This window comes from Micromonospora sp. bgisy143 (genome assembly GCF_057708145.1).
This window is the reverse complement of the sequence record NZ_JBYIRN010000001.1, coordinates 587,367-613,776: the sequence shown is the minus strand read 5'-3', so window position 1 is coordinate 613,776 and position 26,410 is coordinate 587,367. Positions and strand designations below refer to the sequence as shown.

At 72.8% G+C, this 26,410-nt stretch carries 24 protein-coding genes, 1 pseudogene and 1 riboswitch; of the genes and pseudogenes, 12 read left to right on the top strand and 13 right to left on the bottom strand.

The window, feature by feature from the left end; genetic code table 11:
• Nucleotides 1-115 (top strand): annotated as a pseudogene (locus tag AC3EN4_RS02890) (IS481 family transposase); the annotation flags it as partial.
• Here the strand turns inward: AC3EN4_RS02890 and AC3EN4_RS02885 are convergent.
• Nucleotides 112-1,080, bottom strand: a complete 969-nt coding sequence (locus tag AC3EN4_RS02885; protein WP_435204370.1) for a terpene synthase family protein — start codon at nucleotides 1,078-1,080, stop codon at nucleotides 112-114. The pseudogene AC3EN4_RS02890 and the gene AC3EN4_RS02885 sit on opposite strands and share 4 nt — an antisense overlap.
• Before the next feature lie 158 nt (nucleotides 1,081-1,238).
• Here AC3EN4_RS02885 and AC3EN4_RS02880 point away from each other — a divergent pair, with 158 nt between their 5' ends.
• Nucleotides 1,239-1,868, top strand: a complete 630-nt coding sequence (locus tag AC3EN4_RS02880) for a UbiX family flavin prenyltransferase (RefSeq protein ID WP_435204369.1) — start codon at nucleotides 1,239-1,241, stop codon at nucleotides 1,866-1,868.
• Nucleotides 1,869-1,943: 75 nt separating this feature from the next.
• Here AC3EN4_RS02880 and AC3EN4_RS02875 read toward each other — a convergent pair whose 3' ends face one another.
• On the bottom strand, nucleotides 1,944-2,210 hold the full coding sequence (locus AC3EN4_RS02875) for a BldC family transcriptional regulator (RefSeq protein ID WP_007454516.1): 267 nt from the start codon (nucleotides 2,208-2,210) through the stop codon (nucleotides 1,944-1,946).
• A gap of 269 nt (nucleotides 2,211-2,479) precedes the next feature.
• Here AC3EN4_RS02875 and AC3EN4_RS02870 point away from each other — a divergent pair, with 269 nt between their 5' ends.
• The 3 genes from AC3EN4_RS02870 (at nucleotide 2,480) to cds1 (ending at nucleotide 4,955) form a co-directional block, all read left to right on the top strand.
• Nucleotides 2,480-2,938, top strand: coding sequence for an Lrp/AsnC family transcriptional regulator (locus AC3EN4_RS02870; protein WP_435204368.1), 459 nt, complete (start codon nucleotides 2,480-2,482; stop codon nucleotides 2,936-2,938).
• A gap of 62 nt (nucleotides 2,939-3,000) precedes the next feature.
• Nucleotides 3,001-3,831, top strand: coding sequence for an SDR family NAD(P)-dependent oxidoreductase (locus tag AC3EN4_RS02865; protein ID WP_435204367.1), 831 nt, complete (start codon nucleotides 3,001-3,003; stop codon nucleotides 3,829-3,831).
• Between the two features lie 32 nt (nucleotides 3,832-3,863).
• On the top strand, nucleotides 3,864-4,955 hold the full coding sequence (cds1, locus tag AC3EN4_RS02860) for an L-cysteine desulfhydrase Cds1 (protein ID WP_435204366.1): 1,092 nt from the start codon (nucleotides 3,864-3,866) through the stop codon (nucleotides 4,953-4,955).
• A 25-nt stretch (nucleotides 4,956-4,980) separates the two neighbouring features.
• Here cds1 and AC3EN4_RS02855 read toward each other — a convergent pair whose 3' ends face one another.
• The 4 genes from AC3EN4_RS02855 to AC3EN4_RS02840 form a co-directional block, all read right to left on the bottom strand.
• The gene (locus tag AC3EN4_RS02855; protein ID WP_435204396.1) at nucleotides 4,981-5,601 is read right to left on the bottom strand and encodes a putative glycolipid-binding domain-containing protein; all 621 of its coding nucleotides are present in this window, start codon (nucleotides 5,599-5,601) and stop codon (nucleotides 4,981-4,983) included.
• A 116-nt stretch (nucleotides 5,602-5,717) separates the two neighbouring features.
• Complete coding sequence (locus AC3EN4_RS02850; RefSeq protein WP_435204365.1) at nucleotides 5,718-7,694, bottom strand: DEAD/DEAH box helicase; 1,977 nt, start codon at nucleotides 7,692-7,694, stop codon at nucleotides 5,718-5,720.
• Between the two features lie 254 nt (nucleotides 7,695-7,948).
• Complete coding sequence (locus AC3EN4_RS02845; RefSeq protein WP_435204364.1) at nucleotides 7,949-9,724, bottom strand: hypothetical protein; 1,776 nt, start codon at nucleotides 9,722-9,724, stop codon at nucleotides 7,949-7,951.
• A 111-nt stretch (nucleotides 9,725-9,835) separates the two neighbouring features.
• Nucleotides 9,836-11,392 (bottom strand): C40 family peptidase, encoded by a 1,557-nt coding sequence (locus AC3EN4_RS02840; RefSeq protein ID WP_435204363.1) that lies wholly within the window; start codon nucleotides 11,390-11,392, stop codon nucleotides 9,836-9,838.
• Between the two features lie 237 nt (nucleotides 11,393-11,629).
• Between AC3EN4_RS02840 and mqnE the strand changes: the two genes are divergently transcribed.
• From mqnE to AC3EN4_RS02825, 3 genes are read left to right on the top strand one after another with little or no spacing between them, the layout of a single operon-like run.
• Complete coding sequence (gene mqnE / locus AC3EN4_RS02835; protein ID WP_435204361.1) at nucleotides 11,630-12,799, top strand: aminofutalosine synthase MqnE; 1,170 nt, start codon at nucleotides 11,630-11,632, stop codon at nucleotides 12,797-12,799.
• Nucleotides 12,800-12,822: 23 nt separating this feature from the next.
• Nucleotides 12,823-13,260 carry a hypothetical protein gene (locus AC3EN4_RS02830; protein ID WP_422737822.1) on the top strand — a complete coding sequence of 146 codons (438 nt, stop codon included), beginning with the start codon at nucleotides 12,823-12,825 and terminating at the stop codon, nucleotides 13,258-13,260.
• Between the two features lie 39 nt (nucleotides 13,261-13,299).
• Nucleotides 13,300-13,587, top strand: coding sequence for a DUF4229 domain-containing protein (locus AC3EN4_RS02825; protein ID WP_435204395.1), 288 nt, complete (start codon nucleotides 13,300-13,302; stop codon nucleotides 13,585-13,587).
• Between the two features lie 90 nt (nucleotides 13,588-13,677).
• Here AC3EN4_RS02825 and AC3EN4_RS02820 read toward each other — a convergent pair whose 3' ends face one another.
• Nucleotides 13,678-15,015: a C39 family peptidase gene (locus AC3EN4_RS02820; RefSeq protein WP_435204360.1), complete on the bottom strand. Its 1,338-nt coding sequence runs from the start codon at nucleotides 15,013-15,015 to the stop codon at nucleotides 13,678-13,680.
• A 213-nt stretch (nucleotides 15,016-15,228) separates the two neighbouring features.
• On the opposite strand from AC3EN4_RS02820, the gene AC3EN4_RS02815 reads away from it, so the two are divergent.
• The 4 genes from AC3EN4_RS02815 to AC3EN4_RS02800 all read left to right on the top strand — a co-directional run bounded on the left by AC3EN4_RS02815 (nucleotide 15,229) and on the right by AC3EN4_RS02800 (nucleotide 20,212).
• Nucleotides 15,229-17,106 (top strand): M14 family metallopeptidase, encoded by a 1,878-nt coding sequence (locus tag AC3EN4_RS02815; protein ID WP_435204359.1) that lies wholly within the window; start codon nucleotides 15,229-15,231, stop codon nucleotides 17,104-17,106.
• 87 nt (nucleotides 17,107-17,193) lie between these two features.
• Nucleotides 17,194-17,258: riboswitch (cobalamin riboswitch) on the top strand.
• A gap of 110 nt (nucleotides 17,259-17,368) precedes the next feature.
• Nucleotides 17,369-18,298: an ABC transporter substrate-binding protein gene (locus tag AC3EN4_RS02810; protein WP_435204358.1), complete on the top strand. Its 930-nt coding sequence runs from the start codon at nucleotides 17,369-17,371 to the stop codon at nucleotides 18,296-18,298.
• A 31-nt stretch (nucleotides 18,299-18,329) separates the two neighbouring features.
• The gene (locus tag AC3EN4_RS02805) at nucleotides 18,330-19,427 is read left to right on the top strand and encodes a FecCD family ABC transporter permease (RefSeq protein WP_435204357.1); all 1,098 of its coding nucleotides are present in this window, start codon (nucleotides 18,330-18,332) and stop codon (nucleotides 19,425-19,427) included.
• Entirely contained in the window at nucleotides 19,424-20,212 is a 789-nt protein-coding gene (locus AC3EN4_RS02800; RefSeq protein ID WP_435204356.1) for an ABC transporter ATP-binding protein, read from the top strand. The genes AC3EN4_RS02805 and AC3EN4_RS02800 overlap by 4 nt, the downstream gene beginning before the upstream one ends.
• Before the next feature lie 178 nt (nucleotides 20,213-20,390).
• On the opposite strand, the gene AC3EN4_RS02795 is transcribed toward AC3EN4_RS02800, so the two are convergent.
• From AC3EN4_RS02795 to AC3EN4_RS02770, 6 genes are all read right to left on the bottom strand, one after another.
• Nucleotides 20,391-21,155, bottom strand: a complete 765-nt coding sequence (locus AC3EN4_RS02795) for a VOC family protein (protein WP_422737829.1) — start codon at nucleotides 21,153-21,155, stop codon at nucleotides 20,391-20,393.
• A gap of 94 nt (nucleotides 21,156-21,249) precedes the next feature.
• Nucleotides 21,250-21,987: an ABC transporter permease gene (locus tag AC3EN4_RS02790; RefSeq protein ID WP_435204354.1), complete on the bottom strand. Its 738-nt coding sequence runs from the start codon at nucleotides 21,985-21,987 to the stop codon at nucleotides 21,250-21,252.
• Nucleotides 21,988-21,998: 11 nt separating this feature from the next.
• On the bottom strand, nucleotides 21,999-22,922 hold the full coding sequence (locus AC3EN4_RS02785; protein WP_435204353.1) for an ABC transporter ATP-binding protein: 924 nt from the start codon (nucleotides 22,920-22,922) through the stop codon (nucleotides 21,999-22,001).
• Nucleotides 22,919-23,245, bottom strand: a complete 327-nt coding sequence (locus AC3EN4_RS02780; protein ID WP_435204352.1) for a winged helix-turn-helix domain-containing protein — start codon at nucleotides 23,243-23,245, stop codon at nucleotides 22,919-22,921. Before AC3EN4_RS02780 ends, AC3EN4_RS02785 begins: the two co-directional genes overlap by 4 nt.
• Nucleotides 23,242-23,880: a transporter gene (locus AC3EN4_RS02775; RefSeq protein ID WP_435204350.1), complete on the bottom strand. Its 639-nt coding sequence runs from the start codon at nucleotides 23,878-23,880 to the stop codon at nucleotides 23,242-23,244. The genes AC3EN4_RS02780 and AC3EN4_RS02775 overlap by 4 nt, the downstream gene beginning before the upstream one ends.
• 225 nt (nucleotides 23,881-24,105) lie before the next feature.
• Nucleotides 24,106-26,226 (bottom strand): HelD family protein, encoded by a 2,121-nt coding sequence (locus AC3EN4_RS02770; RefSeq protein ID WP_435204349.1) that lies wholly within the window; start codon nucleotides 26,224-26,226, stop codon nucleotides 24,106-24,108.
• Nucleotides 26,227-26,410 lie beyond the last annotated feature (184 nt).

Genomic DNA, 26,410 nt, shown 5'->3' with positions numbered 1-26,410 from the left:
TGCTGACGCCCTACCCACCTGGCTGCACACCTACAACCACCACCGCAACCACACCTCACTCGGCGGCAAACCACCCGTCAGCCGCGTCAACAACGCTGCTGGGCATTACACCTAGGGCCTGGAAGCCGTCGGGTAGCGGGCGCTCTCCAAGGTCCAGTCGATGGTGCCGCGCACGGCGTAGGCGATCCCGTCGAGATGGTCGGTGACCGCCTCGTCCAACGCCGGCCCGAACGACGGCACGGCGGCGCGGAGCGCCACGAACCGTCGCATCGACTCGCACCAGCGTTCGGCCACCCGCTGCACCGCCTCCTCGGCCGACACGCCCCACTCCGCCTGCATCGCCAGGACCAGGTTGTGCCCGCCCGAGGTGGACCGGTCCTTCTCCAGCGAGGCCAGGTCGTTGTACCAGGACAGCAGGTCGTTGCCGGTGCGGGCGATCTGCCGTAGCAGCGGGTGGTGGTAGACGGGATCGGGCAGCGACCGGCCGGTGACGAACTCCACCAGCGGGTACGACACCTCGGCCGCCGAGGTGGACCGCCGCAACTCGACATACTCGTCGACCCCGGGCCGGACCGCGGCCTCCTTGTTGACCGCCTCCCGCCAGGTGCCGTCGAGGTGCCGGGCCACCGCGTCGGCGAAGCGCAGCCGCCACCGGGACGGCATCCGCCGGCGCGGCTCCCGCCAGGCCAGCACCAGCAGCCGCCGCAGCGGCCCGGTCAACCCGCCGTGCCGGACCCGGGGACCGTCGTGCAGCAGTGCCAGCGTCCCGTCGCGCAGCGCCCGGATCTGCGCCGGGTGCAGTCGGTGCGGGCCGTCGCAGGCGTCGTCGACGAGGAAGAACCAGGTGAAGAGGGCCGTCAGCACCCGCAGGTCGGCTTCGCCGGCGTCCGGATAGAGCCGCCCCGCGTACCGGGCGAAGCCGCCCCGGGCCAGCCGGTGCAGCGCGGCGTCGTCCAACGGCATACCCAGTTCGGGCAGGATGTCGACGAGCCACTGCTGGACCCGGTCGGCGTGCGGTGAGAGCCGAGCCGGAACGGGGCATTCACCGCGCAGCGCCCAGAGGACCTCGTCGGTCGTCACCGATGCCTCCCCGTGCGAACTGCTCCCGGTGCGAATCGCCATCGGCAGCATCGCAGGTCGGCGGGACAAGCACGTACCCGCCCGGACAACTCGGACCGCGGCGCGGCGGATCGTGGGGTGCCCGGCGGCGCGCGGCGCGGACCAGGCAGGCTGGGGGCATGCGGGAACCATGGGTGGTCGGCGTCTCCGGGGCCTCCGGTACGCCGTACGCGGCGGCCGTCGTCGGCGGGCTGCTCGACGCGGGCGAGCCGGTGGACCTCATCGTGTCCCGGGCGGCACGGCTCACCCTGCTCGACGAGACCGGCCGGTCGTTCCGCGACGCGCACTGGGCCGAGGACCTCGCGGCCTGGCTGGACCGGGACCTGATCGGCGCGGACGTCCGTTACTGGCCGGCCGGCGACCTGGCCGCCGGGCCCAGCAGTGGCTCCTACCGGGTGCGGGGAATGGCCGTGGTACCCGCCAGCACCGCGGCCTGCGCCGGCATCGCCATCGGGCTCTCCAAGGACCTGCTACAGCGCGCTGCCGAGGTCAACCTCAAGGAGCGCCGACCGGTGGTGGTGGTGCCCCGCGAGACCCCGGTGACCCGCAGCCACCTGGAGCATCTGATCGCGTTGCACGACGCCGGCGCGGTGGTGCTGCCGGCCAGCCCCGGCTTCTACGGCGCGGGCGCGGCGGCCAGCGCGCAGCAACTTGTCGACTTCGTGGCCGGCAAGGTGCTGGACGCGCTCGGCGTGCCACACACCCTGTTCCGCCGGTGGTCCGGCGAACTCGGCGCGGCCCGGAGCTGAACGGGTCAGCCGATTCGTTCCAGTGGTGCGCGGACCGGACTGCCGCCCGGTCCGCCTGACGTTGTCCGCACCAGTTCAGTACATGCCGGCGTTGGCCGGACCCGGCCCGGTGGAGGCGGCCGGACCCACGTTGCGTGGCTTTCCGACCTCGTCCACCTCGTCCAGCATGCCCTCCCCCTCAAGCAGGGCTCGCACCTCGGATTCCCGAAACCGGCGATGCCCGCCTGGAGTCCGGATGCTTCCTATCCGGCCGGCCGCCGCCCATCTCGTCACAGTCTTCGGGTCTACCCGAAACAGCGCGGCGACCTCACCCGGTGTCAGCAGGCGATCTCCAGTGTCCACAGCCCCCTCCTCGCGTCGACGAAGCCCCTGGCTGAACACACTGCCCCCGGCTGGTGCGAGCCCAGAGCCGTCATGAGGGACGTATGGCAATTACAGCACCAGGTAACTGGCCTGTCCGCCAAACGCGAAAAATGCACTGACTGGGAAGTTAGTAAATGCTACTGGTGCAACCCCTACCTAGACCGTCAGTTCATGAACAGTTACTCACTGTTCTGACCAACGGATGCCGAAGGTCTCGCGTTACGCCCAACGCGTTAAGGTCACTCTCCGTGGACGCCATCGACCTGAGCCTCGTCGACCTGCTACGGGGCAACGCCCGCCTCTCGTACGCTGAGCTGGCCCGGCAGGTGGGCCTCTCCGCCCCGGCCGTGCACGAACGCGTCGGCAAGCTGGAGAGCAGCGGCGTGGTGCTGGGCTACCGGGCGGACGTGGCGCCCGAGGCGATCGGGCTGGGCGTCACCGCGCTCATCGGCATCGTCGAGGACTCCGGCGCGGACTCCGACGACATGCTGGAGTCGCTGCGGGTGCTGCCCGAGATCGAGTCCTGCTACTTCATGGCGGGCGTCGAGTCGTTCCTGCTCAAGGCCCGGGTCGGCACGATCGCCGAGCTGGAGCAGCTCATCGTGCGGCTCAACCGGACCCCCGGGGTCGCCTCCACCCGCACCGCCATCGCCCTCTCCACCAAGTGGGAGAACCGCCCCCAGCCGGTCGGCCCGCAGTCCACCTGACCCGTCGTACCGCTGTCGCCGTACCCCTGGTGTCGTCCCGCGCGCGGCGGTAGCGTGCGCCGATGACCTCGCCGGGACGCGGCGCGGCCGTGGTGACCGGCGCCGCCGGCGGCCTGGGCCGGGCCATCGCCGCCGCGCTGCACGCCGACGGCTGGTCGGTGCTGCTCACGGACCTCGACCCGGACGCGGCAGCCGCGGCGGCCGTGCCGTCCGGTGGCTGGTCGGCCGCGCTGGACGTCCGCGACGAGGCCGCCTGCGTCGCCGTCGCCGAGGTCGCGGCGAGCCGCGGCGGCCTCGGCCTGTGGGTGAACAACGCCGGCATCCTGGTCACCGGTCCGTCGTGGGAGCACGACGCGGCGACCCGCCGCCGGGTGTTCGACATCAACGCGCTCGGCGCCGTCAACGGCACGCTCGCCGCCCTCGCGGTGATGCGCCGCCAGGGCCACGGCCACGTCCTGAACGTCGTCTCGCTGGCCGGGCTCGTCGCCGCGCCGGGCGAGACGATGTACGCGGCCAGCAAGCACGCGCTGCTCGCGTTCAGCCTCGGCACCCAGTCCGACCTGCGGATGGCCGGCTACCGGCGGGTGCACGTCTCCTGCCTCTGCCCGGACGGCATCTGGACCCCGATGCTGCACGACCGGCTGGACGACCCGGGCGCGCTGGCCTCGTTCACCGGGTCGATGCTGACCCCGCAACGGGTGGCCGCCCGCGTCGCCCGGCTGGCCCGCAGGCCCCGCCCGGTGGTCAGCCTGCCCCGCTGGCGCGGCGCCCAGGTCCGACTGCTGGACACCCTGCCCCGGCTGACCGCCGCACTGATCCCGTTCCTCACGGCCGTCGGCCGGGCCGGTCAGCGCCGGCAGTCCCGCCGGTCACGGCCCACGGACCCGAGCTGAGCACCGCTGACCTGCTTGCTAGGTTTCCGGGCGTGACTCATCTCGACCGGTGCGACGAGGCCAGCCGTAGCTGGGTGACCGAGGCGATCGCCGCCGTCGAGGCGGACGCGAACCGCTCGGCCGACACCCACCTGCTGCCGTTCCCGCTGCCCCGCGCCTGGGGCATCGACCTCTACCTCAAGGACGAGTCGTCCCACCCGACCGGCTCGCTGAAGCACCGGCTGGCCCGGTCGCTGTTCCTCTACGGCCTCTGCAACGGTTGGATCGGGCCGCAGACCACGATCGTCGAGGCGTCCTCGGGCTCCACGGCGGTCTCCGAGGCGTACTTCGCCCGCATGCTCGGCCTGCCGTTCATCGCCGTGATGCCCGCCTCCACCTCGCCCGAGAAGATCGCGCAGATCGAGTTCCAGGGCGGCCGGTGCCACCTGGTGGACGACCCGGCGGGCGTCGTGGTCGAGGCCCGCTGGCTGGCCGAGGACTCCGGCGGCCACTTCATGGACCAGTTCACGTACGCCGAGCGGGCCACCGACTGGCGGGGCAACAACAACATCGCCGAGTCGATCTACGCCCAGTTGGAACTGGAACGGCACCCCATCCCGGCCTGGATCGTGGTCGGCGCCGGCACCGGCGGCACCAGCGCCACCATCGGCCGGTACGCCCGCTACCGCCGCCTGGCCACCAAGCTCTGCGTCGTCGACCCGGAGAACTCCGCCTTCTACCCCGCCTGGGAGGCCGCCGACTGGTCCGTACGCACCGGCAAGGGGTCCCGCATCGAGGGGATCGGCCGTCCCACCGTCGAGGCGTCCTTCCTGCCCTCGGTCGTGGACCGGATGGTCCAGGTGCCGGACGCTGCCTCGCTGGCCGCGATGCGCGCCGGCTCGGCGGTGCTCGGCCGCCGGGTGGGCGGCTCCACCGGCACCAACCTGTGGGGCGCGTTCGGTCTCATCGCCGGCATGCTGGCGCAGGGGCGTACCGGCTCGGTGGTCAGCCTGATCTGCGACGCCGGCGACCGGTACGCCGACACGTACTACTCCGACGACTGGGTCGCCGCCCAGGGCCTCGACCTGACGCCCCACGCCGCGACCGTCGAACGGTTTCTCGCCGACGGGGTATGGCCCGCCTGAGCGGTGTCGCCGGCCTGGTGCGCCGTCAGCGGGGGTCGATCCGTTCCGCCAGGCCGGGATAGCGCACCACGTACCCGTCGGCGTCCAGGTCGATCTCGGCGGTGAAGGTGCCGCTGGCGAACCGTACCCGGCCCGGACCGAGCCCGGTGTAGATCTGCTCGGCCGGCACCACCTCCAGCCCCGGCAGCAGCACCCACGCGACGGTGATCCGGCGCGGCATGTCGGCCGGTCCGCCGGTCAGCCCGAGCCGGCGCACCGGAAGGGCGTTGAACAGTGGCGAGCCACTCAGGTCGACGTCGAGCGCGTCGGCGAGGCGATCCGGGTCGTCGGTGCCCGGCAGGCCGGCCCGCGGATGTCCGGCCCCGACCAGCGCGGCGTCCAGGTCGCCCTGCTCGGCGGTGGTCACCCGCCAGCGGGACGTGGCCCGCTCCAAGGTCACGCGCCGCAGCCAACCCGACCCCTCCGCCTCGACCTCGACCCGGGCGGTGCTCCCGTCGGGCGCCGTCGTCAGCCGGTAGCGGGCGGTGAACGGGATCGGATCGACGGCGAGCATGGTGCCCCGCGCCGACAACGCGCCGCCGTCGTCGAGCAGAGCCTGTTCGCTGCCGGCGGTGTCCGTCCGGGACCAGAAGATCGACTTGGTCATGGTCGCCATGAGCCGGACGTTACGCGAACCGGACGCCATCGGCAGCGCATGCGCGAACGCCGCCGCGGAGCACAAGCTCCGCGACGGCGTCCCGGTGGATCAGTGGATCAGCAGGATCAGTGGGTACGCGCCGGAGGCCGCCCGCCGAAGCCCCGCCGGTCGTCACGCGGCCGGTCGTCCCGACCCCGCCCCTCGGACCGGTAGCCGCCCCGGCTGTCGCGGTCCGCGAAGCGCCGCTCACCCCGGTCGGCCTGCGGCCGGTCGCCGTACTGCCGGTCGCCCTGGGGGCGGTCGGCGTACCGACGCTCACCGGTCGGCCGGTCGGTGTACTGCCGGTCGCCGTAGCGGCGCTCGCCCTGCGGGCGGTCACCGTACTGCCGGTCGCCCTGCGGCCGGTCGGAGTAGCGGCGCTCACCGGTCGGCCGGTCGCCGTAGCGGCGCTCGCCCTGGGGACGGTCGCCGTACTGCCGGTCGCCCTGCGGGCGGTCGCTGTAGCGCCGCTCACCGGCCGGCCGGTCACCCCGGTCGGTCTGCGGACGGTCGCCGTAACCCCGGCCGTCCCGGTCGGCGTACCGACGCTCACCCTGGGGGCGGTCACCGTACTGCCGGTCACCGTACTGCCGGTCGGCCTGCGGCCGGTCGGAGTAGCGGCGCTCGCCGGTGGGCCGGTCGCCGTACCGACGCTCGCCGGTCGGGCGGTCGCCGTAGCGACGCTCGCCCTGGGGACGGTCGCCGTAGCGGCGCTCGCCCTGCGGACGGTCGCCGAACCGGCGCGGGCCGCCGGAGCGGTCGTCGAACCGTCGCCCACCGCCGGAGCGGTCACCGAAGCCGCGCGGCTCCGCCTCGACGCGCACCGGAACGCCGCTGGGCTCGCGGGCGCCGATCAGCTCGGCCAGCACCGGGTCGCCGACCCGGACGCGGGTCTCGGCCGGCGCGACGCCGGCCTTCTCCATCATCGCCAGGGTGGTACGGCGCTGCTTGGGCAGTACCAGCGTGGCGACCGCGCCGGACTCACCCGCCCGGGCGGTACGACCGGCGCGGTGCAGGTAGTCCTTCGGGTCCTTCGGCGGGTCGACGTGCAGCACCAGCGTGACCCCGTCGACGTGGATGCCCCGGGCCGCCACGTCGGTGGCGACCAGGACGTTCATCCGACCCTCGCGGAACTCGGCGAGAGTCTTGGTCCGCATCCGCTGGGTCTTGCCGCCGTGCAGCCCGCCGGCCCGAACGCCGACTGCGGCCAACTGCTCGACCAGCCGGTCGACGCCCATCTGGGTACGGGCGAACACCATGGTCCGTCCGTCCCGGGCCGCGATCGAGGCGGCCACCGGGAACTTGTCGTGCGGCGGGATCAGCAGCATGTGGTGGTCCATGGTGGACACCGAGGCGGTGGACGGCGCGGTGGAGTGGGTCACCGGGTCGTTCATGAACCGCTTGACCAGCGCGTCGACGTCGCCGTCCAGAGTGGCGGAGAAGAGCAGGCGCTGACCGCCGGCGGGCGTCTTCGCCAGCAGCTCGGTCACCTCGGGGAGGAAGCCCATGTCGGCCATCTGGTCGGCCTCGTCGAGCACGGTCACCTCGACGTCGTCGAGCTGGCAGACACCCCGCTCGATCAGGTCACCGAGCCGACCCGGGGTCGCCACGATGATCTCCACGCCGCGCCGGAGCGCGTCGATCTGGCGGTCGTACGGGACACCGCCGACGGCGGTCTTCAGGAACACGTTGAGCGCCTTGCCCAGCGGCAGGAGCGCGTCGTTGACCTGCATGGCCAGCTCGCGGGTCGGTACCAGAACCAGGGCGCGCGGCCGCAGGGGACGCGCCGGACGCCCCGCGGCGACCCGGGCCAGCAGCGGGAGGCCGAAGGCGAGGGTCTTGCCCGACCCGGTCTGCCCACGACCCAGTACGTCCCGGCCGGCGAGGGCGTCGGGAACGGTGGCCCGCTGGATGGGGAAGGGAGCGGTGATGCCCTGTCGGGCCAGCGCGCGAACCAGCGGCTCGGGCAGGCCCAGACCGGCGAAGTCGATCGGCTCGGCGGTCTCGGCCGGAACGACGTCGGACGTCTCGGGGGTGTCGATCGTCTCGGGGGCGTCGCTCACCGCCGGGACGGAATCGGAAACGGACGGAACGATGCTGAGGTCAGCAGAGGTGGTCAACAAATGCCTTTCGAGCGGGGCGCATCTTCGCGATGGCCTGCCGCGGCTGTGCCGCCGGATCGCCCGCAAGATCGCCCATGGGCGCGCACCGGGCGCGCCAGGTCAGTGATCCCGACCAGTGTACGGCGGTTCGGCGCAGCCGCCAGCCGGTTGACCGACCGTAGTGGGCGGACTCACCCTCGCATCCGTGGCCCGGATCAGCCGCCGACCGCACCGCCGATCAGGCCGTCCAGGGCGTTGTTGGCGAGCAGGACGACCAGCACGCTGATCCCGATCAGGAGCCCCAACGCGGCGATCAGGACGATCACCACGCGGGTGTTGCGGGACCGTTCGGCCGGGGTGTCCGCCCAGCCCTGGGCGAGGATGTGGCCGGTCAGCGAGCCGGAATTCTCCACCGCCGGGTTGGCCGGGAGCGCGATCGTGGTGAAACCCGGCCCGTCGCCGCTGGCGTAGACGGTGCCGCCCTGGTCGGCGCCACCGGTACGGGCCCCGGTACGACCACCGGTCGCCGTGTTCCGCCGCTCGGATCCGCCGGGCGGGGTGGTCGTCCGATGGTCCGTACCGCCGGTCAGGGGTGCGGTGGTGGACGGTGGCCAGCTCGGCAGCGCGGGCGCGGGAACCACCGGCGGGGCGGACCCGGGCGTCCCGGCCCAGGCGCTGCCCGGGGCGGGCGGCGACGCGGACCATCCGGGGGAGCTGGCCGGTGGCACGGAGATCGACGCGGTGGCCTGTGCGCCCGACGTGCCGGCCGTCGCCGGGGGCGGCGGGAACGGTGGCGCCGGCATCGGGCCGGGCGACGGCGGTGGCGCGGGCACCGGCGGGCCGGGTGGCGGCATCGGCGGCCCGGGAACGGGCGGCGTCGGCGGCCCGGGGACCGGCGGCAGCGGCGAGGGTGGTGGCACGGGCGGTCCCGGAACCGGCGGCACCGGGTCCGGCGGCGGCGTCGGGAAGGGGCCCGGCCTCGGCGCCGGACCGGGCGGGTACGGCCCCGGGCTCGGTGCGGGCTCCGGCTCGCCCGGCCCGGGTGGCGTGGGTTCCGGGGCCGGCGGCGCGGGCGGCTGCGCCGGCTCCGGAGGTTGCGCCGGCTCGGGCGATTCGGGATTCACCGGCCCCGACCGGTAGACGGCCGACGTGCTCGCCCGGGGCTCCGGCGTCGCCTCGCCGCCGGCCGCGACCCGACTGCTGCCGGGAACCGTCGCGCTGGCCCGCGCCGGGGTCGGCCCGGTGGTCGGCGCGGTCACCGAGGCCTTGGCGCTGGTCAGTGCCGGGATGGTGCCGGACCCCGGCGCGGTGGTGCTGGTCGGTGCTGGGGCGCTGGCCGGTGCGGTGGTGCTGGCCTGCGCGGTGGCGCTGGTCGGTGCGGCGGCGCTGGCGTTCACCGACGCCGAGGCGCGGGCGCGCGCCGGGGCGTTCGAGCCGTCGGCGGATGCCGGGACGGTGGAGCTGTCCCGCTGGGCGGGCAGCGAGCTGGCCGAGCCGGTCGCCCGATAGGTGGTGGCAGTGGCCGGAGCGCTCACCGGAAGATCACCGGGGCGGGCCTGGGCCGTCACCACGCTGGCCCGCGCCCGAACCGGGGCGGCGGTCGGAGCAGCGGCGGCGTCCTCCGACGGCTCGGCGTCCGTCCCGTGGCCGTGCGCTGCGGCATCGTCGACGGGGTCGCTCGCGGTGCCGTCACCGGGGGCGTCGTCGTCCCGTACGGCGTCGTCGACCGGCGCGCCGTCGTCGTCCCGTACGGCGTCGACCGGTACGGCGTCGTCGTCCGGCGTGGGGTCGTCGTGCTGGGCGGCGGGGGAGTCGTCCGGTGCGGCCGCCCGGGCGGGCGCGGTGTCCGGGTCGGCGCCGGCCGGGGTGGCGCTGGGAGCGCCGGCCGCCGAGCCGGTGTCGGCGTCGGTCCCCGGATCCGAGGTCGTCAGCCCCTCCGGGTCGGCTCGGTCGACGTCGACACCCTCCGCCGGGTCTTTCTGCTCGGCCATCTCCGCCCTCCGCGCCACGCTCGCACCCGGTCCGTGACATCGGACCGGGTGTGCCTGGTTGTCACCGTGCCACAGATCGTCCCGGGCGGACAGCCGGAGCCCGGTGACGGATCAGCGTGCCGCGCTCGGGCTGTCGCTGGTCGTGCCGCTCCGACTGGTGGAGGGCGTGGTGGTGGCGGACGCCGACGAGCTGGCCGAGGCCGTGGTGGGCGGCGGCGGCAGCGTCGACGGCGTGTTGGTCGGGCTGCCCGTCGGGGTCGGCGAGGTGCCGCCGGTCGGCTTCGGCGTACCGGTCGGCGTGCCGGTGGGCGTCGGCGTACCCGTGCCGGGCGGCGGGGTCGTCGGCTTCGTGGTCGGCTTGCCGGTGGGACTCGGCTTGGGGGTGGGCGTCGGCTTCGCGGGCGGCGTCGGCTTGGTGGTGGTGGGCGGCTGCACGGGCGGAGGCGGCACGTTCGGGGTCGGCACCGCCCCGATCACCCGGGTCACGGCGTAGAGGCGGTTCCAGCCGACCGTCGAGATCTTGACCACGTCGCCGGTCGTGGGCGCCTGCACCATCTTGCCGTTGCCGATGTACATGGCCACGTGGTGGATCGTGGTCCAGCTGCTGCCGGAGGCGAAGAACAGCAGGTCGCCGGGGAGCGCCTCGGTGGGCCGTACGGTACGGGCGCGGGTGGCGGCGTACTGGTCGCGGGAGACCCGCGGCAGGTCGAAGTAGTCGGCGCCCGGGGAGCGGTACGCGGCCCACATCAGACCCGAGCAGTCGAACTCGTCCGGCCCCTCCTCGGACCACTTGTACGGGTCACCGAGCTGGGCCAGCGCGTACCGGACCGCAGCCAGTGCCCGCGGGTGCGCGGACATCCCGCTGCTGCTCTGGCCGGCGACGTACCCCGATCCGAACTGCTGGTCGGCGGCCTCCTGCTGGCGTTCGAGCAGGATCAGCTGAGCGGCGTTGTCCTTGCGGAGCTTGAGCAGGCTCGCCTCGGCCGTTTGCAGCGCCTTCTCGCCGGTGGTGAACTCCGCCTCGGCGGCGTCGACGGCGGCCTTGGCGGCGGCGTGCGCCTGGTAGGCGGTCTGTTCGTTGGCGCGGGCCCGGGCCAACTCACCGGTCACGGCGGTGCTGGCGCCCTCGACCTTCTCGCCCCGGTTGATCCGCTGGAGCCGGCTCAGCCCCTGGATGTCGTCGACGAAGTCACCCGGTGGCAGGGCGGCGGCCGCCTTGACCGCGTCCGAGGCGGCGGCGTCGGCTGCCTGCTGGGCCTTCAGGAGGGCGTCCTGCGTGGTCGCCAGCACCCTCCCGGCCGCGACGAGCTGCGCCTGCGCGTCGGTGCGTTTCTGGCGGGTCAGGAGTAGTTGGTCACCGAGCAGGCCGACCTGACTCTCGGCGGCCGCGATCTGGGCGGCCAGCGGGCCGGCGCCGGGGTTGACCACCGGCGGGGCCGGGATGCCGGCGACGGGCGGGCTGCCGGGCACCTGCGGGGCGCCGATCGCCGGCGGGCGGGCGCCGGTGTCCGGCACCGTCGCGGGCACGGCGGGCTCGGCGTACGCGGGGGTGGCCAGCACGGCGGCGGCGATCGCGCCGAGCAGGGCGGCCCAGAGCTTCGGCCGCAGCACCGGCGAGATCACCGGGCTCCGTCGTCGCTGCCGTCGCCCGCGCCCGCTGTCGACCATTCCGCTCCCCGTCCGGTGCTCGTCGCCGCGCTCGGTGGGCGCGGCCGTCGGGACGGTACCAGTGTGTGAGTTCCGCCCCATCTTGTCTTACCGCACAGCGCCAGGGATGTCGATGCGTCGGCAGGTTACGGGAGCCTGAGAGTCCGGTGAAGTGGGTCGCTGTCGCCGACCGTGCCGCCGGGCCCGTCCGGGGGTCGACGTACCCTCGGGAAAGACCGCAGGTGGAAGGGACGTGCCATGGACGCCGGACTCAAGCGTGAGCTCGAAGCGAAGGTGTACGCCGGTGAGCGGCTGACCCGGGAGGACGGCATCGCCCTCTACGAGAGCGACGACCTGACCTGGTTGGGGCGGCTGGCGCACCACCGGCGTACCGAGTTGAACGGTGAGCGGGTGATGTTCAACGTCAACCGGCACCTCAACCTGACGAACGTCTGCTCGGCCTCCTGCGCGTACTGCTCGTTCCAGCGCAAGCCGGGCGAGAAGGACGCGTACACGATGCGCATCGACGAGGCGGTCCGCAAGGCCAAGGAGATGGAGGGTGAGCAGCTCACCGAGCTGCACATCGTCAACGGCCTGCACCCGACGCTGCCGTGGCGCTACTACCCGAAGGTGCTGCGCGAGCTGAAGGCCGCGCTGCCGAACGTCAAGCTCAAGTGCTTCACCGCGACCGAGGTGCAGTGGTTCGAGAAGATCAGCGGCCTGAGCGCCGACGAGATCCTCGACGAGCTGATGGACGCCGGGCTGGAGTCGCTGACCGGCGGCGGCGCGGAGATCTTCGACTGGGAGGTCCGCCAGCACATCGTCGACCACGAGTGCCACTGGGAGGACTGGTCGCGTATCCACGCCCTGGCGCACTCGAAGGGGATGAAGACCCCGGCGACCATGCTGTACGGCCACATCGAGGAGCCCCGGCACCGCGTCGACCACGTGCTGCGCCTGCGCGAGTTGCAGGACGAGACCGGTGGCTTCGCGGTCTTCATCCCGCTGCGCTACCAGCACGACTTCGTCGACTCGGCGGACGGCAAGATCCGTAACCGGATCCAGGCGCGGACCACGATGGCCTCGCCGGCCGAGTCGCTGAAGACGTTCGCGGTGTCCCGGCTGCTCTTCGACAACGTGCCGCACGTGAAGAACTTCTGGGTGATGCACGGTCTCTCGGTGGCCCAGCTCTCGCTGAACTTCGGCGTGGACGACCTGGACGGCTCGGTGGTCGAATACAAGATCACTCACGACGCCGACTCGTACGGCACCCCGAACACCATGCACCGCGAGGACCTGCTGCACCTGATCTGGGACGCCGGTTTCCAGCCGGTCGAGCGGGACACCCGGTACAACGTGGTCCGCGAGTACGACCGGGCGCCGTCGCTGGCCGAGCGCCGCGCCGAGCCGCAGCAGGTCTGGGCCTGAGACACCACGTACCCTCGCAGTCGATGACCGAGCAGCGCAGCGCCGAGCAGCAGGGTGGCTTTCCCCGACGGGACGCCGAGGGACGCGTGCGTACGTTGGGCGACCTGCTCGGGGTGTGCCTGGCCGGCCTGGTCATCGGCGTGCTGGCGCTCGTGCTGTTCGAGTGGGCGTTCGCCTCGTTCGGTGCCGCCGACTTCGGGCACACCAACGGTTGGCTGGCGGTGATCCTGCCGGCCTGGCTGTTCTGGGACGATTTCCGGGCCTGGGGGTTCGGAGCGGCCCGGGTGGTGGCGGCGCTCGTCGCGGCGGCGGTCGCGGTGTTCGTGGGGCTGCTGATCGCCGGGCTGGGCGCGGGGTTGCCGCCGCTGCTGTCCGGCGCGTTGGCGGCGGCGGCGTTCACCGTGGCGTACGCGACGATCTGGTTCCCCGGCGTCCGTTGGCTGGCCCGCCGGACCGGCTGAGTGACCCGCCCACCGGGCGCGGAGAACGGAGTGCATGAGGTGAGCGCGGCGCTCAAGTACACGCTGGGCCGGATCGGGCTGTTCGTCGCCGTACTGGCGGCGCTGTGGCTGGTCGACGTGGACGTCTTCCTGAAGCTGATCCTGGCGCTGGCGTTCTCCGCCGCGCTCTCCTTCTTCCTGCTGCGCGGCTGGCGGGACGAGATGGCCCACGAGATGGCCGAGGCCACGGAACGGCGTAAAGCGGAGAAGAAGCGCCTCCGCGACGCCCTGGCCGGCGAAGACGAACCCCCCACCACCCCTCCCACCCCCACCGACCCGCAGCGGTGATCATGAAGTTATTGCCTCGACACGCCGAGCGGCCGGGCAATAACTTCATGATCACCGGGAGTGGGTCGGGGGCAGGGCGGGACCGGTGGGTTACCAGTTGGTGGAGCCGGGGATTTTGGGCCAGGGCTTCGTCGTCGGCTTGATCAGGTAGGCGATGCCGCCGGAGCCGCCGGAGATCCCGCCGCTGGCGTTGGTGCGCTTGGTGCGCAGCCAGATCTGCTCGAACTGGGTGCGCTTGTAGACGTTGCGCACCACGTCGTTGCTGGACGAGGCGGGGTCGTTGACGATCACGTCGCCGTCGGCGGTGAAGCCGACCACCACGAAGAGGTGCCCGGAGGTGCCGTAGTTCGCCCCGTCCAGCTCACTGGCGAGGAAGGACTGGCTGGTCACCACGGGGATGCCGGCGGCGATGAAACGCTCCAGCTCGTCCAGCGAGTGCAGCCGGGTGACCCGTCCCTCCAGACCCGGGAAGCTGGCCGCGTACGCGGTGTTGAACGGCCAGTTGCCCGCGCCGTCGTACGCGTAGTCGAAGGTCATCCGGGCGGCGTGGTTGACCGTGGGGTCGGGGTAGGTCGGGTCCACCCAGGAGGTGTCGGCCGCCGACGGCTTGCGCCCCCAGTACTCGACGACCATCTCCGTGGAGGTGGGTGAGCACCACGCCTCACCACCGCCGTCGTACTCGGGGTAGTGCCCCTTGTGGACGTTCTGCGAGTAGCGCGGCACCGGCAGTTCGACGCCCCAGGCGATGTGCCCGGCGCTGGGTGGGACGGTGAACCGGTCCGGCACGCTGGAGCTCATCGCGCCGAGCATCCGTACCACCGGAGCGGCGGCCTGCCCGGGCGTCCGGTAGAGGGTCAGCCGCAGCTGGTACGACCGCAGTAGCACCCCGGCGTCGGCGTCGTCGATGCTGAAGGTGTCGGTCCAGATCGACGACCACGGGTCGCCCTGTCCGTCGACGCTGGTCCGCTTGATGTCGGTGTCGCCGGAGGCCCAGCGGCCCAGGACGTACCAGGGGGTCTGCTCGCCGTTGGTGTAGCCGCCCTGCATCTCCACCTGGATCCAGGTGCCGGCGGGGGTCTCCGCGTTCCAGGAGGCGATCAGTTCGGTGGCATCGAACCCGATCCGGGTCACGGGCGAGGTCCAGGTGCCGTACTCCCAGGTGCGGGTGGTGCCGGTGTGCGGGTCGGCGTACTCGGTGGTGCCGGTGGGGCGGCCGAGCGTGACGCCGGCGCGCAGGCCGGGCACGACGCGGGTCCCGGCCTGGCTGCCACGGTGCCAGTCGGCGGGCCCGGTCCAGTCCTGGAAGGTGATCTGCTCGTCGTGGGCGGGTGCGGGCGGCCGGGCCGCCGCGGCGGGGGCCGCGGTGGCGAGCAGGGTGAGCGCGCTGACGCCGGCGAGGGCGGCCGCGTGCAGGCGGGAGGGGGCCATGGGGTGCTCCGCGGGGTCGAGTGGGGGCATCGTCGCTGGTCAGTTTTCCGCTTGGAAGGAAGTTTCGCCAGATGTTCAGCGGAAGAAAATCATTGCCGCAGCGATGGTCAACCTGGGATGGATTTCGCAACGATCGATATTGATATGACCATGTAACAGGTGGTGAAGTGTGCATCACCGAGCGGGATCTTCCGCCCTTCGAGGAGGTAGTCCATGGCCCTCCGCCCACCTCACTCTCTCCGCCGCGTCCTGGTGCTCGCCGTCGTCACCGGGCTGGGCATCGTCACCGTCGCCGCCGGACCGGTCGCCGCGAAGCCGGCACCGGACCGCACCGCAGAGTCGGCCGCCGCCGGCTACCGGGTACTCGGGCCCCGGACCCTCGCCGACCGCAACGCGGTGGCCCGCACCGGAGCCGCCATCGACTACTCCGAGCACGGCGTCCTGCACGTCTCGGCCACCGCCGCCGAGGCCGCCGCGATCGGCAAGCTGGGCTTCCGGCTGGAACCCCTCGCCCCGCCACCGAGCGCCGAGCGCGGCGCGGGCGAGGTGGGCACGCTGGCCTTCCCGCCCGCCGACTCCAACTACCACGACTACGCGGAGCTGACCGCCGTCGTGAACCAGGCCGTCGCCGACCAGCCGGCCATCGCCCGCAAGATCAGCATTGGTACGTCGTACGAGGGCCGCGACCTGATGGCCGTGAAGATCTCCGACAACGTCGGCACCGACGAGAACGAGCCGGAGATCCTGTTCAACGCCCAGCAGCACGCCCGCGAGCACCTGACCGTCGAGATGGCGATCTACCTGCTCAACCTCTTCACCGACAGCTACGGCAGCGACTCCCGGATCACCAACATCGTCAACAGCCGGGAGATCTGGATCGTGCCGACGGTCAACCCGGACGGCAGCGAGTACGACATCGCCACCGGGTCGTACCGCTCCTGGCGCAAGAACCGTCAGCCGAACAGCGGCTCGTCGAACGTCGGCACCGACCTGAACCGCAACTGGTCCTACCAGTGGGGCTGCTGCGGCGGCTCGTCCGGCACCACCTCGTCGGAGACCTACCGCGGGCCGTCGGCGTTCTCCGCCCCCGAGACGCAGGCGCTGCGCAACTTCGTCAACAGCCGGGTCGTCGGTGGCGTCCAGCAGATCAAGGCGAACATCGACTTCCACACGTACTCGCAACTGGTGCTCTGGCCCTTCGGCTACACCACCGCGAACAACCCGTCCGGGATGAGCGCGGACCAGTACAACACCTTCGCCACCATCGGTCAGCAGATGGCGGCCACCAACAGCTACACGCCGGAGCAGTCCAGCGACCTCTACATCGCCGACGGCACCAGCATCGACTGGATGTGGGCCACCCACGGCATCTGGGCGTACACCTTCGAGATGTACCCGGGCTCCTCCTCCGGCGGCGGCTTCTACCCGCCCGACGAGGTGATCCCCGCGCAGACCACCCGCAACCGGGAGGCCGTGCTGATGCTCAGCGAGTACGCGGACTGCCCGTACCGGGCCATCGGCAAGCAGTCGCAGTACTGCGGCGGCGGTGGGGGCACCACGGTCTGGTCGGACACCTTCGAGACGGCCACCGGCTGGACGATCAACCCGTCCGGCACCGACACCGCGACGCTCGGGGCGTTCGAGGTGGGCGCCGCGCAGGCGACCAACTCCTCCGGCGCGAAGCAGCTCACCCCGTACGCCGGTTCCAACGACCTGGTCACCGGCCGGCTCGCCGGGTCGGCGGCCGGTGACTACGACGTCGACGGCGGCGTGACCAGCGCCCGGTCCCCGGCGGTGACCCTGCCCTCGTCCGGCACGCTGACGCTCTCGCTGGCCTGGTACCTGGCCCACGGCTCGAACGCCTCGTCGGCCGACTACCTGCGGGTCAGCGTGGTGCACAACGGCGGCACCACCGCGCTGCTCACCCAGGCCGGCGCGGCCAGCAACCGTAACGGGAGCTGGGCGGTGGCGAACCTCAACCTGAGCCCGTACGCCGGGCAGTCCGTCCGCATCCTCGTCGAGGCGGCGGACGCGTCCGGCGCGAGCCTGGTGGAGGCGGCTGTGGACAACATCACCATCACGGCCTCCTGAGCGGGTGGGGCCCCGTACCGCCCCTGCGGGGCCCCACCACCTGCTCCCGGGCCTGCGCTACCGTCTTAGCGACCACTCCGCAGCGAAGCCGGTGTGAAACCGGCGCTGTCCCGCAACTGTGATGCCCCGCCCGACGGCGGGGACGAGCCAGGTCGCCTGCGGTGGGGTCGCGACACGCGCTCTCGAGGAAGGGCGCCTCGTGGGCGGGCGCACCGAAGTCCTGTCGGCGAAGCACCACACTCCTCGACCGACAGGAGGCCCCATGTCCAGACGTACCCCTCGGCTCTTCGCCGCGACCCTCGCGGTCGCCGCGCTGGCCCTCGGCGCCTGCGCCGAGAAGACCGACGACAAGCCGGCCGCCGGCACCGCGGCCGCCAGCTACCCGGTGACGGTCGGCTCGCTCACCCTCGACAAGCGGCCCGAGAAGATCGTGTCGCTGTCGCCCAGCGCCACCGAGATGCTCTTCGCGATCGGCGCCGGCCCGCAGGTGAGCGCGGTGGACGACCAGTCCAACTACCCGGCCGACGCGCCCAAGACCGATCTGTCCGGCTTCCAGCCGAACGCCGAGGCGATCGCCGGCAAGAACCCCGACCTGGTGGTGCTCTCCAACGACACCAACAAGATCGTCGACCAGCTCGGCAAGCTCAAGATCCCGGTGTACCTGACGCCGGCGGCGACCACGCTCGACGACTCGTACCGGCAGATCACCGACCTGGGCACCCTGACCGGGCACGCCGACCAGGCCGCCGACGTCGCCAAGCGGATGAAGGACGACATCGCCAAGCTGGTCAAGGACCTGCCGCAGCGCGCCGAGAAGCTCACCTACTACCACGAGCTGGGCCCGGAGCTGTACAGCGCGACGAGCAAGACCTTCATCGGCTCGATCTACAGCCTCGTCGGCCTGACCAACATCGCCGACCCGGCCGACGCCGACGGCAAGAACGGCGGCTACCCGCAGCTGTCCCAGGAAGTCATCGTCAAGGCCGACCCGGACTTCGTCTTCCTGGCCGACTCCAAGTGCTGCCAGCAGAACGCCGACTCGGTCAAGGCCCGCAGCGGCTGGGCAGGGCTTACCGCCGTGAAGAACAACCAGGTCGTCACCCTCGACGACGACATCGCCTCCCGCTGGGGCCCGCGCATCGTCGACCTGCTCCGGACGATCATCGACGCGGTCGCCAAGGTGCCCGCGTGACGGTCGTCGGTCCGTGACCGGAACGTCGCAGATGACCGCTGGAACGTCCGCCACCCGGCCGGCCGGTACGCCCCGCGCGTCCCGGCCCGCCGGGTTGCGGACGCGCTGGCTGGTCATCGGTGTCCTCGCGGTGCTCGTCGCGCTCGTCGCCGGGGTGTCGCTCGGACCGGTCAGCCTGCCACCGGGCAGCGTCGCCGCCGAACTGCTCAACCTGATCCCCGGGGTGCACCTCGACAGCGGACTGACCGAGCGGGAAATCGCCATCGTCACCGAACTGCGGCTGCCCCGGGTCGTGCTGGGCCTGCTCGTCGGCGGTCTGCTCGCCCTCGCCGGCGGCTGTTACCAGGGCGTCTTCCGCAACCCGTTGGCCGACCCGTACCTGCTCGGGGTGGCCGCCGGCGCGGGCCTCGCGGTCACCGCGGTGATCGCCCTCGGCGGCGTTGGTCGGCAGGGCGCGATCTCCGGACTGCCGTTGACCATTCCGCTGGCCGCGTTCGTCGGCTCGCTGCTCGCCGTGACGATGACCTACCTGCTCGGGGCGGCCGGTGGGCGGAGCCGGTCCCCGGCCATGCTGATCCTGGCCGGGGTGGCGGTCTCGGCGTTCCTCTCCGCCGGGCAGACGTACCTGCTCCAGCGGCACGCCGACAGCATCCAGCCGGTCTACTCCTGGCTGCTCGGCCGGCTGGCCACGGCGGGCTGGCACGACGTGCTGCTGGTGTTGCCGTACGCCGCGGTGACCACTGTCGTGGTGCTGCTGCACCGCCGCGAGCTGGACGTCCTCGCGCTCGGCGACGACGAGGCGACGAGCCTCGGCCTGCACCCGCAACGCTCCCGCTACCTGCTGATCGCCGCCGCGTCCCTGGGCACCGCCGCGGCGGTCTCGGCGACCGGGCTCATCGGCTTCGTCGGCATCATCGTGCCGCACACCGTCCGGCTGCTCGCCGGGTCGAGCTACCGGGTGATCCTGCCGCTGTCCCTGCTGTTCGGCGCGGCGTTCCTGGCCCTGACCGACGTGGTCGCCCGGACCGCCGCCGCCCCGGCCGAGGTGCCCATCGGCGTGGTCACCGCCCTGCTCGGCGGCCCGTTCTTCGTCCTCGTGCTGCGCACCGCCCGCCGGGTGCTCACGTGAGCGCGGGTGCGCCGGCCGTCGAGGTCCGCGCGCTGCACGTCAGCCTGGACCGCACGCCGATCCTCACCGGCGTCGACCTCACCGTCGCCGTCGGCGAGTGGGTCACCGTGATCGGCCCGAACGGCGCGGGCAAGTCCACCCTGTTGCGCGCCGTCGGCGGCCTGCTGCCCGCGCCGGACGCCATCTCCCTCTTCGGTACGCCGACCGGCGCGCTGCACCGTCGCGAACGCGCCCGGGTGGTGGCGACGGTGACGCAGTCCCCGGTGGTGCCGCCCGGCATGTCGGTCCTGGACTACGTGCTGCTCGGTCGCACCCCGTACATCCCGCCGCTCGGTCGGGAGTCGGCCGCCGACGTGTCCGCCGCCCACGACGTGCTGGACCGGCTGAACCTCACCCGGTTCCACCGCCGCGAACTGGCCACCCTGTCCGGTGGAGAGCGGCAGCGGGTCTTCCTGGCCCGGGCACTCGCTCAGGGCGCGACCCTGCTGCTGCTCGACGAGCCGACAAGCGCGTTGGACATCGGCCACCAGCAGGAGGTGCTGGAGCTGGTCGACCAGTTGCGCCGGGCGCACGGCCTGACGGTGCTCGCCACCATGCACGACCTGTCCCTCGCCGGCGAGTACGCCGACCGGATGGTGATGCTCGCCGAGGGGCGGGTGGTGGCGACCGGGACGCCGCACGAGGTGTTGACCGAGCACCTTCTCGCCACCCACTACCGGGCGAGCGTCCGGGTCGTCCCCGGCACCAACGGCCCGTTGGTGGTCCCGGTTCGCCCTCGCGGTTAGCGGTCCGCGCCGTCGCGTCGCGGTACGCGCTGTCGGTGGCTCGGCGGGCGGCGGGCGGCGCAAGATCGCGCTCGAACATTGATGTAGTGGCATCCCCTGGCAGGGAACACCACTACATCCTTGTTCTTGCACGATCGTGGCGGGTGGCGGGTGGCGGGTGGCGGGCTGCGGGCGGCGGTCAGGCGCCCAGGTCGATGACCGAGAAGAGCGCGCCCTGCGGGTCGCGCAGGGCGGCGAACCGCCCGGTCGGGACGTCGCGCGGCGGCACCAGGATGGTGCCGCCCAGTTCGGCCGCGCGCGCGGCGGCGGCGTCCGCGTCGGCCACCGCGAAGTACACCGTCCAGTACGCGGGCAGGTCGGCCGGGTAGCCGTCGCCCAGCGGCGGCATCATCCCGGCGACGACCCGTGCTCCGAGCCGCCACCCGGTGTACGTCATGCCGCCCACCGGCTGCTCGTCCGGCTGCCAGCCGAACACCAGCTCGTAGAAGACCTTCGCGCCCTCCGGGTCGGGCGTGACCAGCTCGTTCCAGCTCATCGCGCCGGGCACGTTGAACACCTCGGCCCCCGGCATCGCCAGCGGCTGCCAGACGCTGAACGTCGCGCCCGCCGGGTCGGAGAACACGGCCATCCAGCCCCGGTCGAAGACCTCGAACGGCGGTACGACGACCTGCCCGCCGGCCCGCTCCACCCGCCCGGCGGCCAGTGCCGCGTCGTCGGTGGCGATGTACGTCGACCAGATCGGCACCTGGTCCTCGATGGCGGGCGGGCCGACGCCGGCCACCGGCCTGCCGTCGAGCAGGAAGATCGTGTAGCCGCCCGCCTCGGGCTCCGGTGTCACCCGTCCGGTCCAGCCGAACAGTTCGGGGTAGAAGCGCCGCGCGTCGGTCAGGTCCGGGGTGGCCAGATCGGCCCAGCACGGCGTGCCCGGCGGGACGGTGCTCACGTCAAGACCCCTCTCGGCCGGCGGCCACGGGCGGGCCCCCTGCGGGAATCCTGGCACCGTCCCGCTGGGGCACGGGGCGGAAACGGACGAATCGTCAGCTGAACCGGCGACCCTCGTCCCGCCGGTACGCCCAGCCGGCCAGCGCCGCGAGGAGCACGATCCAGACGGCGAGCATGATCAGCGCGAGTGGCTGGACGGGATAGTCGCCGACCGCCGACCACATCAGTTCGGCCGCGCCCCGGGTGGGCAGGAACGGCGCGATCGTCTCGATGAAACCGGGCGCGTCGCCCGGTGCGGAGAGCAGCCCACCGCCGAACGCGAGCGGCAGGAAGACGACCTGCGCGACCACGATCGCCGCCTTGCTGGGCAGCGAGTAGCCGATGGCGAGGCCCATCAGCGTGAAGGGCACCGAGATGACGGCCACGGTGCCGGCGGTCAGCAGGAACGCCGGCAGGGTGACCCGGGCCGGGGTGAGCGTCGCGCCGATCACCACGACCGGGATCAGCGATAGGTACGTCAGTGCGAGACCGGCCAGCACCCGGCCCGCGAACCGGGGCGCCGGCCCGGCCGGCAGGGTCCGGGTGTACGGGTTCCACGGCTGGTCGCGGTCCTCGGCGACGCCGACGCCGTACTGGAAGATGTTGGCGCTCATCACCGAGAAGGTGATCATCGAAGCGGTGGCGAAGGTGGCGCCGACCGAATCGTCGCCGGTGAACGGCACCACGAAGAAGATCATGGCGGCGGCGGGGAAGAAGGCGCTGCCGAAGACGGCCACCGGGATCCGGATGGTCTCCAGGAGTTGGTAGCGGGCGTGGACCAGGGCGAGCTGCACGGTGCGCCTCCTCAGACGGCGGTGGGTTGGCCGCTGGTGGCGGCAGCGGGTGAGGCCGGTGCGGGCGTGTCCGTCCCGCCGGTGAGAGCGAGGAACGCCTCCTCCAGCGAGGTGGGCCGGACCTCCAGGTCGGTGAAGGTGGCCTCGGAGCGGACCAGCGCGCGGACCAGCTCGTCGGCGTCGGTGGTGAGCAGGTGCAGGCGTCCGTCGACCCGTTCGCTGCGAACGACACCGGGTAGCTCGGGCAGCTCGTCGGTGACCAGGCTGACGCGGCGTACGCCGACGATGCCGCGTACGGCGTCCACGGTGTCGTCGGCGAGCACCCGGCCCTGCCCGATCACCACCACCCGGCGGGCGAGCGCCTCCACCTCCTCCAGGTAGTGGCTGCTCAACAACACCGTCCCGCCGTCCTCGTGGAAGGCGCGGATCGCGTCCCACAGGGTGTGCCGGGCGGTGACGTCCAGGCCGGTGGTCGGCTCGTCGAGCAGGACGAGGCGGGGCCGGCCGACGAAGGCCAGCGCCACGGCCAGCCGGCGACGCTGGCCGCCGGAGAGCCCGCCGGTCTGCCGCCGGGCGAGGTCGCCCAGACCGAAGCGGTCGAGCAGTTCACCCCGGGGCACCGGATCGGGGTAGTGGGCGGAGACGAAGTCGACGACCTCGCCGACCCGCAGCGTGCCCGGGAGGCCGGTTTCCTGCGGGGTGACGCCGATCTGCCGCCGGGCCTCCGGGTCGCGCGGGTCGCGGCCGTTCAACTCAACCCGGCCGGAGCTGGGTCGGCGCAGCCCGACCAGCAGGTTCATCAGGGTGCTCTTGCCGGCGCCGTTCGGGCCGAGCAGGCCGACGAGTTCGCCGGCCCGGACCTCCAGGTCGACGCGGTCGAGGGCGAGGACGTCGCCGTACCGGCGGCTGACCTGGTCGGCGCGGGCGAGGGTCATGGCTGCTCCTTCGACGGGGTGGAGCCGAGTGGGGTGGGGTCGAGCAGGGTGCGGATGGCTTCGGTGTACTCCTCGAACGCCAGCCGACCGCGCCGGCTGAGCCGGATCAGGGTGGCCGGCGTCCGTCCACGGTGGGTCTTGCTGATCTCGACGTACCCGGCGTCCTCCAGCTTGCGAAGGTGGACGGAGAGGTTGCCGGCGGTCATCGCGAGCAGGTCCTGAAGCCGGGGAAAGGTGATCCGGTCGCCGTCGTTGAGCGCGGAGAGCGCGGCGACCACCCGCAGCCGTGCCTGGGCGTGGATGACCGGATCGAGGTCGGTCATGAACGTCCTCGCTGGCGCAGTCGGGCGACCGCCCCGGCGACCAGGATCCCGACACCACCGGCCACCGAGATGACCAGCGCGTGCCAACCCGGGCCGGCGATCGCACCGACCACGTTGATGACGCTGATCCAGACCCCCAGCCGGAACAGGTCCCGGTCCAGCCAGACCGCGCCGCCGGCCATGTGCAGCGCGCCGGTCAGCCCGACCGCCGCGGCCGACCAGAGCAGACCCGCCAGGTCGTGCGGCAGGTGTTCGGACACCCGGCCGACCGCCGCGTACACACTCACCGAGCCGAGCGCCCAGGCGCACCCGTACCAGCGGCCGCGTACCGCCGAGTCGCCGGTCACCTGTCCGTACGCCCTGCTCATCGCCACCGCCTGGATCGCGCCGGCGGCGATGAGCAGGGCGAAGAGCACGGTCAGGGGCAGCCAGTCGGGCAGCGCGACAAGCACCCGACCGTTCGGCGAGAAGCGCAGGAAGAACAGCCCGAAGCCGACCAGCCAGGCCACGCCCCACGGCCAGTAGAGCAGCCGCGCGTCGGGTTGCAGCCGGCGTACGGTGTCCGCGCGCTGGTCGTCGATCAGCCGGAGTGCGGTGGCGGCGTCGGAGGGCGGCAGGTCGTCTTCAGGGGCCATGCAAACTACTTTACGGCGCAAAGTCGAGTCGGTGTGCCCCGCGAACTGCCCGGTTGCCGACAGAGACGCCGCGCGCTGGCCTACCGTCCCCGGGACCTGTTCGACGCCCGGCATCTGCGACAGGCGTCGACCGTGCCCCAGGAGGCGTCCGACGCGGGGCATCTGCGAGTGGCGTCGACTGTTCCCAGGACGCGTTCGACGTCGGGGCGTCTGCCGAGAGGCGACCTACCGCGGCATCGGCGCCCGCGGTGTGGCCTGCGGCTCCGGCAGCAGCGGCGCGGGCAGCGGTTCGGTGTGCAGCACCGACAACCGGGACACCGCGCGGGTGAGCACCACGTACAGCCGGTGCAGCCCGCGCGGCTCGGCCGCGACGATCGCGGCCGGCTCGACCACGACCACATGGTCGTACTCCAGGCCCTTGACCAGCGTCGCGGGCACCACGGTGACCCGCTGGGCGGCCGTGACGTCGTCGGCGGTCGCGCTGGCCACGCCGGCGGCGGCCAGCGCCGCGCGCAGCCCGTCGACCGCGTCGTCCGCGGCGATCACACCGACCGAACCGTCGTGCGCGAGCGCCGCGCGCACCTCGGCCACCGTCGCAGCGGTCAGGTCGGCCACGGTACGCACCTCCAGGCCGCCGTCGTGCCGCAGCGACTCCGCCGCAGGTACGTCCACCGCAAGCGCCGGCAACAGCAGGTTCGCGAAGGCGACCACCGCGGCGGGTACCCGGAAGCCGACCGTCAACGGGACGACCGCGGCGTCCGGCTTGCCCAGGTGCCGCAGGGATTCCCGCCAGTCGGTGGCCGCCCACGGCGCGGTGCCCTGCGCGAGGTCACCGAGCAGCGTGACCGAACCGTGCTCACTGCGCCGGGCGATGGCCCGACACTGCATCGGCGACAGGTCCTGCGCCTCGTCCACCACCACGTGCCCGAACCCGGAGGGCCGCTCCAACAGTCCGGCCGCCTCGTCGACCAGCACGGCGTCCGCGGCGGTCCAGCGGGTGGCCTTCGGGGTACGCGCCGGCTTCGCCCAGACCAGCAACTCCTGCTCGACATCGCTGAGCAGCCCCTCCGCGGCGGTGGCGAGCCGGGCCGGGTCGGCGAACAGGCCGTGCACCAGCCCTTCCGGGGTGAGCGCCGGCCAGACCGCGTCCAGGAAATCGACCACCGGCCGGCACCGACCCATCCGGCGCAGCCACGCGTCGCTCGGCGACTCGGCCCGCCGCGCCTCGGCCTGCCGTTGCAGCAGACTGACCACCCGCGCTCGGACCCGCTCCCGGCCGGTGCCGTACGGCAACCCCTCCCGTCGGGTCTCCTCGACGATCCGGTGCAGCGGCTCCAGCCCGATCCGCCACCGGAACGAGCCGTCGGAGACGGTGATCGAGTCGGTCGGCGTACCGATGTGGGACTCCACCGCCCGGCGCAGCACGGTCGCCATCCGTGCGTCGTGCTTCAGCGCGGCGATATCCGGCGTCTCCACGGCCCGCACCGGGACACGCGAGATCAACTCCTCTACGGTGGCCTGCTCGACCTCGACCTCGCCGAGGGCCGGCAGCACCGCCGCGATGTATGACAGGAACGCCCGGTTCGGCCCGACGATCAGCACACCCGCCCGCCGCAGCCGCTCCCGGTGCAGGTAGAGCAGGTACGCCGCCCGGTGCAGGCCGACGGCCGTCTTGCCCGTGCCCGGCGCACCCTGCACACAGATCGAGTCGGCCAGGTCGGCCCGGACAAGCTCGTCCTGCTCCGGCTGGATGGTGGCGACGATGTCCCGCATCGGCCCCACGCGCGGCCGCTCGATCTCGGCCGTGAGGATCCGGCTGGCCGTACCCAGCTCCTCGCCCCGGTCCAGCCGCTCGTCCTCGAAGCTGGTCAACACCCCGTTGCTGAACCCGAACCGCCGCCGCACCGCGACCCCCTGCGGGTCACGAGCGCTGGCCCGGTAGAACGAGCGGGACACGGGTGCCCGCCAGTCCAGCACCAGCGGCTCACCACGCTCGTCGGTGACATGCCGCCGTCCCACGTGGTACCGCCGACCAGCATGCTCGCCGCCGCTGGCGTCGACCGTGTCCGCGCTGTCTGGTTCCCCGTCGTGTGGGCCTTCGCCGAATTCGAGGCGGCCGAAGAACAGTGGCGTGGTGGGGTCGTCGGCCAACTCGGCGACCCGGCGGGCGAGCGTACGGCCGAGCGTCTCTGCCGCGTAGGAGTCGCCGGCGACCTGGTCACCGGTGGAGAAGAGGGCTTCGGCCCGTTCCCGCATCCGGCCCAGGGCCGCGCGCGAGGTGGCCAGGTGGGCTCGTTCGGCGGCGAGATCCGCGTCGAGAGCTGTGTCGAGGTCAGGTGCGGGCATGCTGACGTCCCATCGTTCACATCTGCTGCTCGCTCGCGTTTCCGGGGGCGGATGGCCGACCTCCCGGCGCGACGACGTCCGTTCCGGTGCAGCTCACCTCGGCCGTCAAGCGGGCTGCAACCCTACGCCATCCCGCCCGCCCCTTCCACCGAATTACCGAACCCACCACCCGGACGAGTCGGCG

Excerpts from the sequence above, each read along its gene's own strand:
- AC3EN4_RS02830 (WP_422737822.1), top strand. The coding sequence starts at position 12,823 with ATGACCGAGCAGCGCAGCGCCGAGCAGCAGGGTGGCTTTCCCCGACGG.
- AC3EN4_RS02775 (WP_435204350.1), bottom strand. The coding sequence starts at position 23,880 with ATGGCCCCTGAAGACGACCTGCCGCCCTCCGACGCCGCCACCGCACTC.
- AC3EN4_RS02840 (WP_435204363.1), bottom strand. The coding sequence starts at position 11,392 with ATGGTCGACAGCGGGCGCGGGCGACGGCAGCGACGACGGAGCCCGGTG.
- AC3EN4_RS02815 (WP_435204359.1), top strand. The coding sequence starts at position 15,229 with ATGGCCCTCCGCCCACCTCACTCTCTCCGCCGCGTCCTGGTGCTCGCC.
- AC3EN4_RS02865 (WP_435204367.1), top strand. The coding sequence starts at position 3,001 with ATGACCTCGCCGGGACGCGGCGCGGCCGTGGTGACCGGCGCCGCCGGC.
- AC3EN4_RS02805 (WP_435204357.1), top strand. The coding sequence starts at position 18,330 with ATGACCGCTGGAACGTCCGCCACCCGGCCGGCCGGTACGCCCCGCGCG.
- AC3EN4_RS02785 (WP_435204353.1), bottom strand. The coding sequence starts at position 22,922 with ATGACCCTCGCCCGCGCCGACCAGGTCAGCCGCCGGTACGGCGACGTC.
- AC3EN4_RS02770 (WP_435204349.1), bottom strand. The coding sequence starts at position 26,226 with ATGCCCGCACCTGACCTCGACACAGCTCTCGACGCGGATCTCGCCGCC.
- AC3EN4_RS02810 (WP_435204358.1), top strand. The coding sequence starts at position 17,369 with ATGTCCAGACGTACCCCTCGGCTCTTCGCCGCGACCCTCGCGGTCGCC.
- AC3EN4_RS02780 (WP_435204352.1), bottom strand. The coding sequence starts at position 23,245 with ATGACCGACCTCGATCCGGTCATCCACGCCCAGGCACGGCTGCGGGTG.
- AC3EN4_RS02855 (WP_435204396.1), bottom strand. The coding sequence starts at position 5,601 with ATGACCAAGTCGATCTTCTGGTCCCGGACGGACACCGCCGGCAGCGAA.
- AC3EN4_RS02845 (WP_435204364.1), bottom strand. The coding sequence starts at position 9,724 with ATGGCCGAGCAGAAAGACCCGGCGGAGGGTGTCGACGTCGACCGAGCC.
- AC3EN4_RS02820 (WP_435204360.1), bottom strand. The coding sequence starts at position 15,015 with ATGGCCCCCTCCCGCCTGCACGCGGCCGCCCTCGCCGGCGTCAGCGCG.
- AC3EN4_RS02880 (WP_435204369.1), top strand. The coding sequence starts at position 1,239 with ATGCGGGAACCATGGGTGGTCGGCGTCTCCGGGGCCTCCGGTACGCCG.
- mqnE (WP_435204361.1), top strand. The coding sequence starts at position 11,630 with ATGGACGCCGGACTCAAGCGTGAGCTCGAAGCGAAGGTGTACGCCGGT.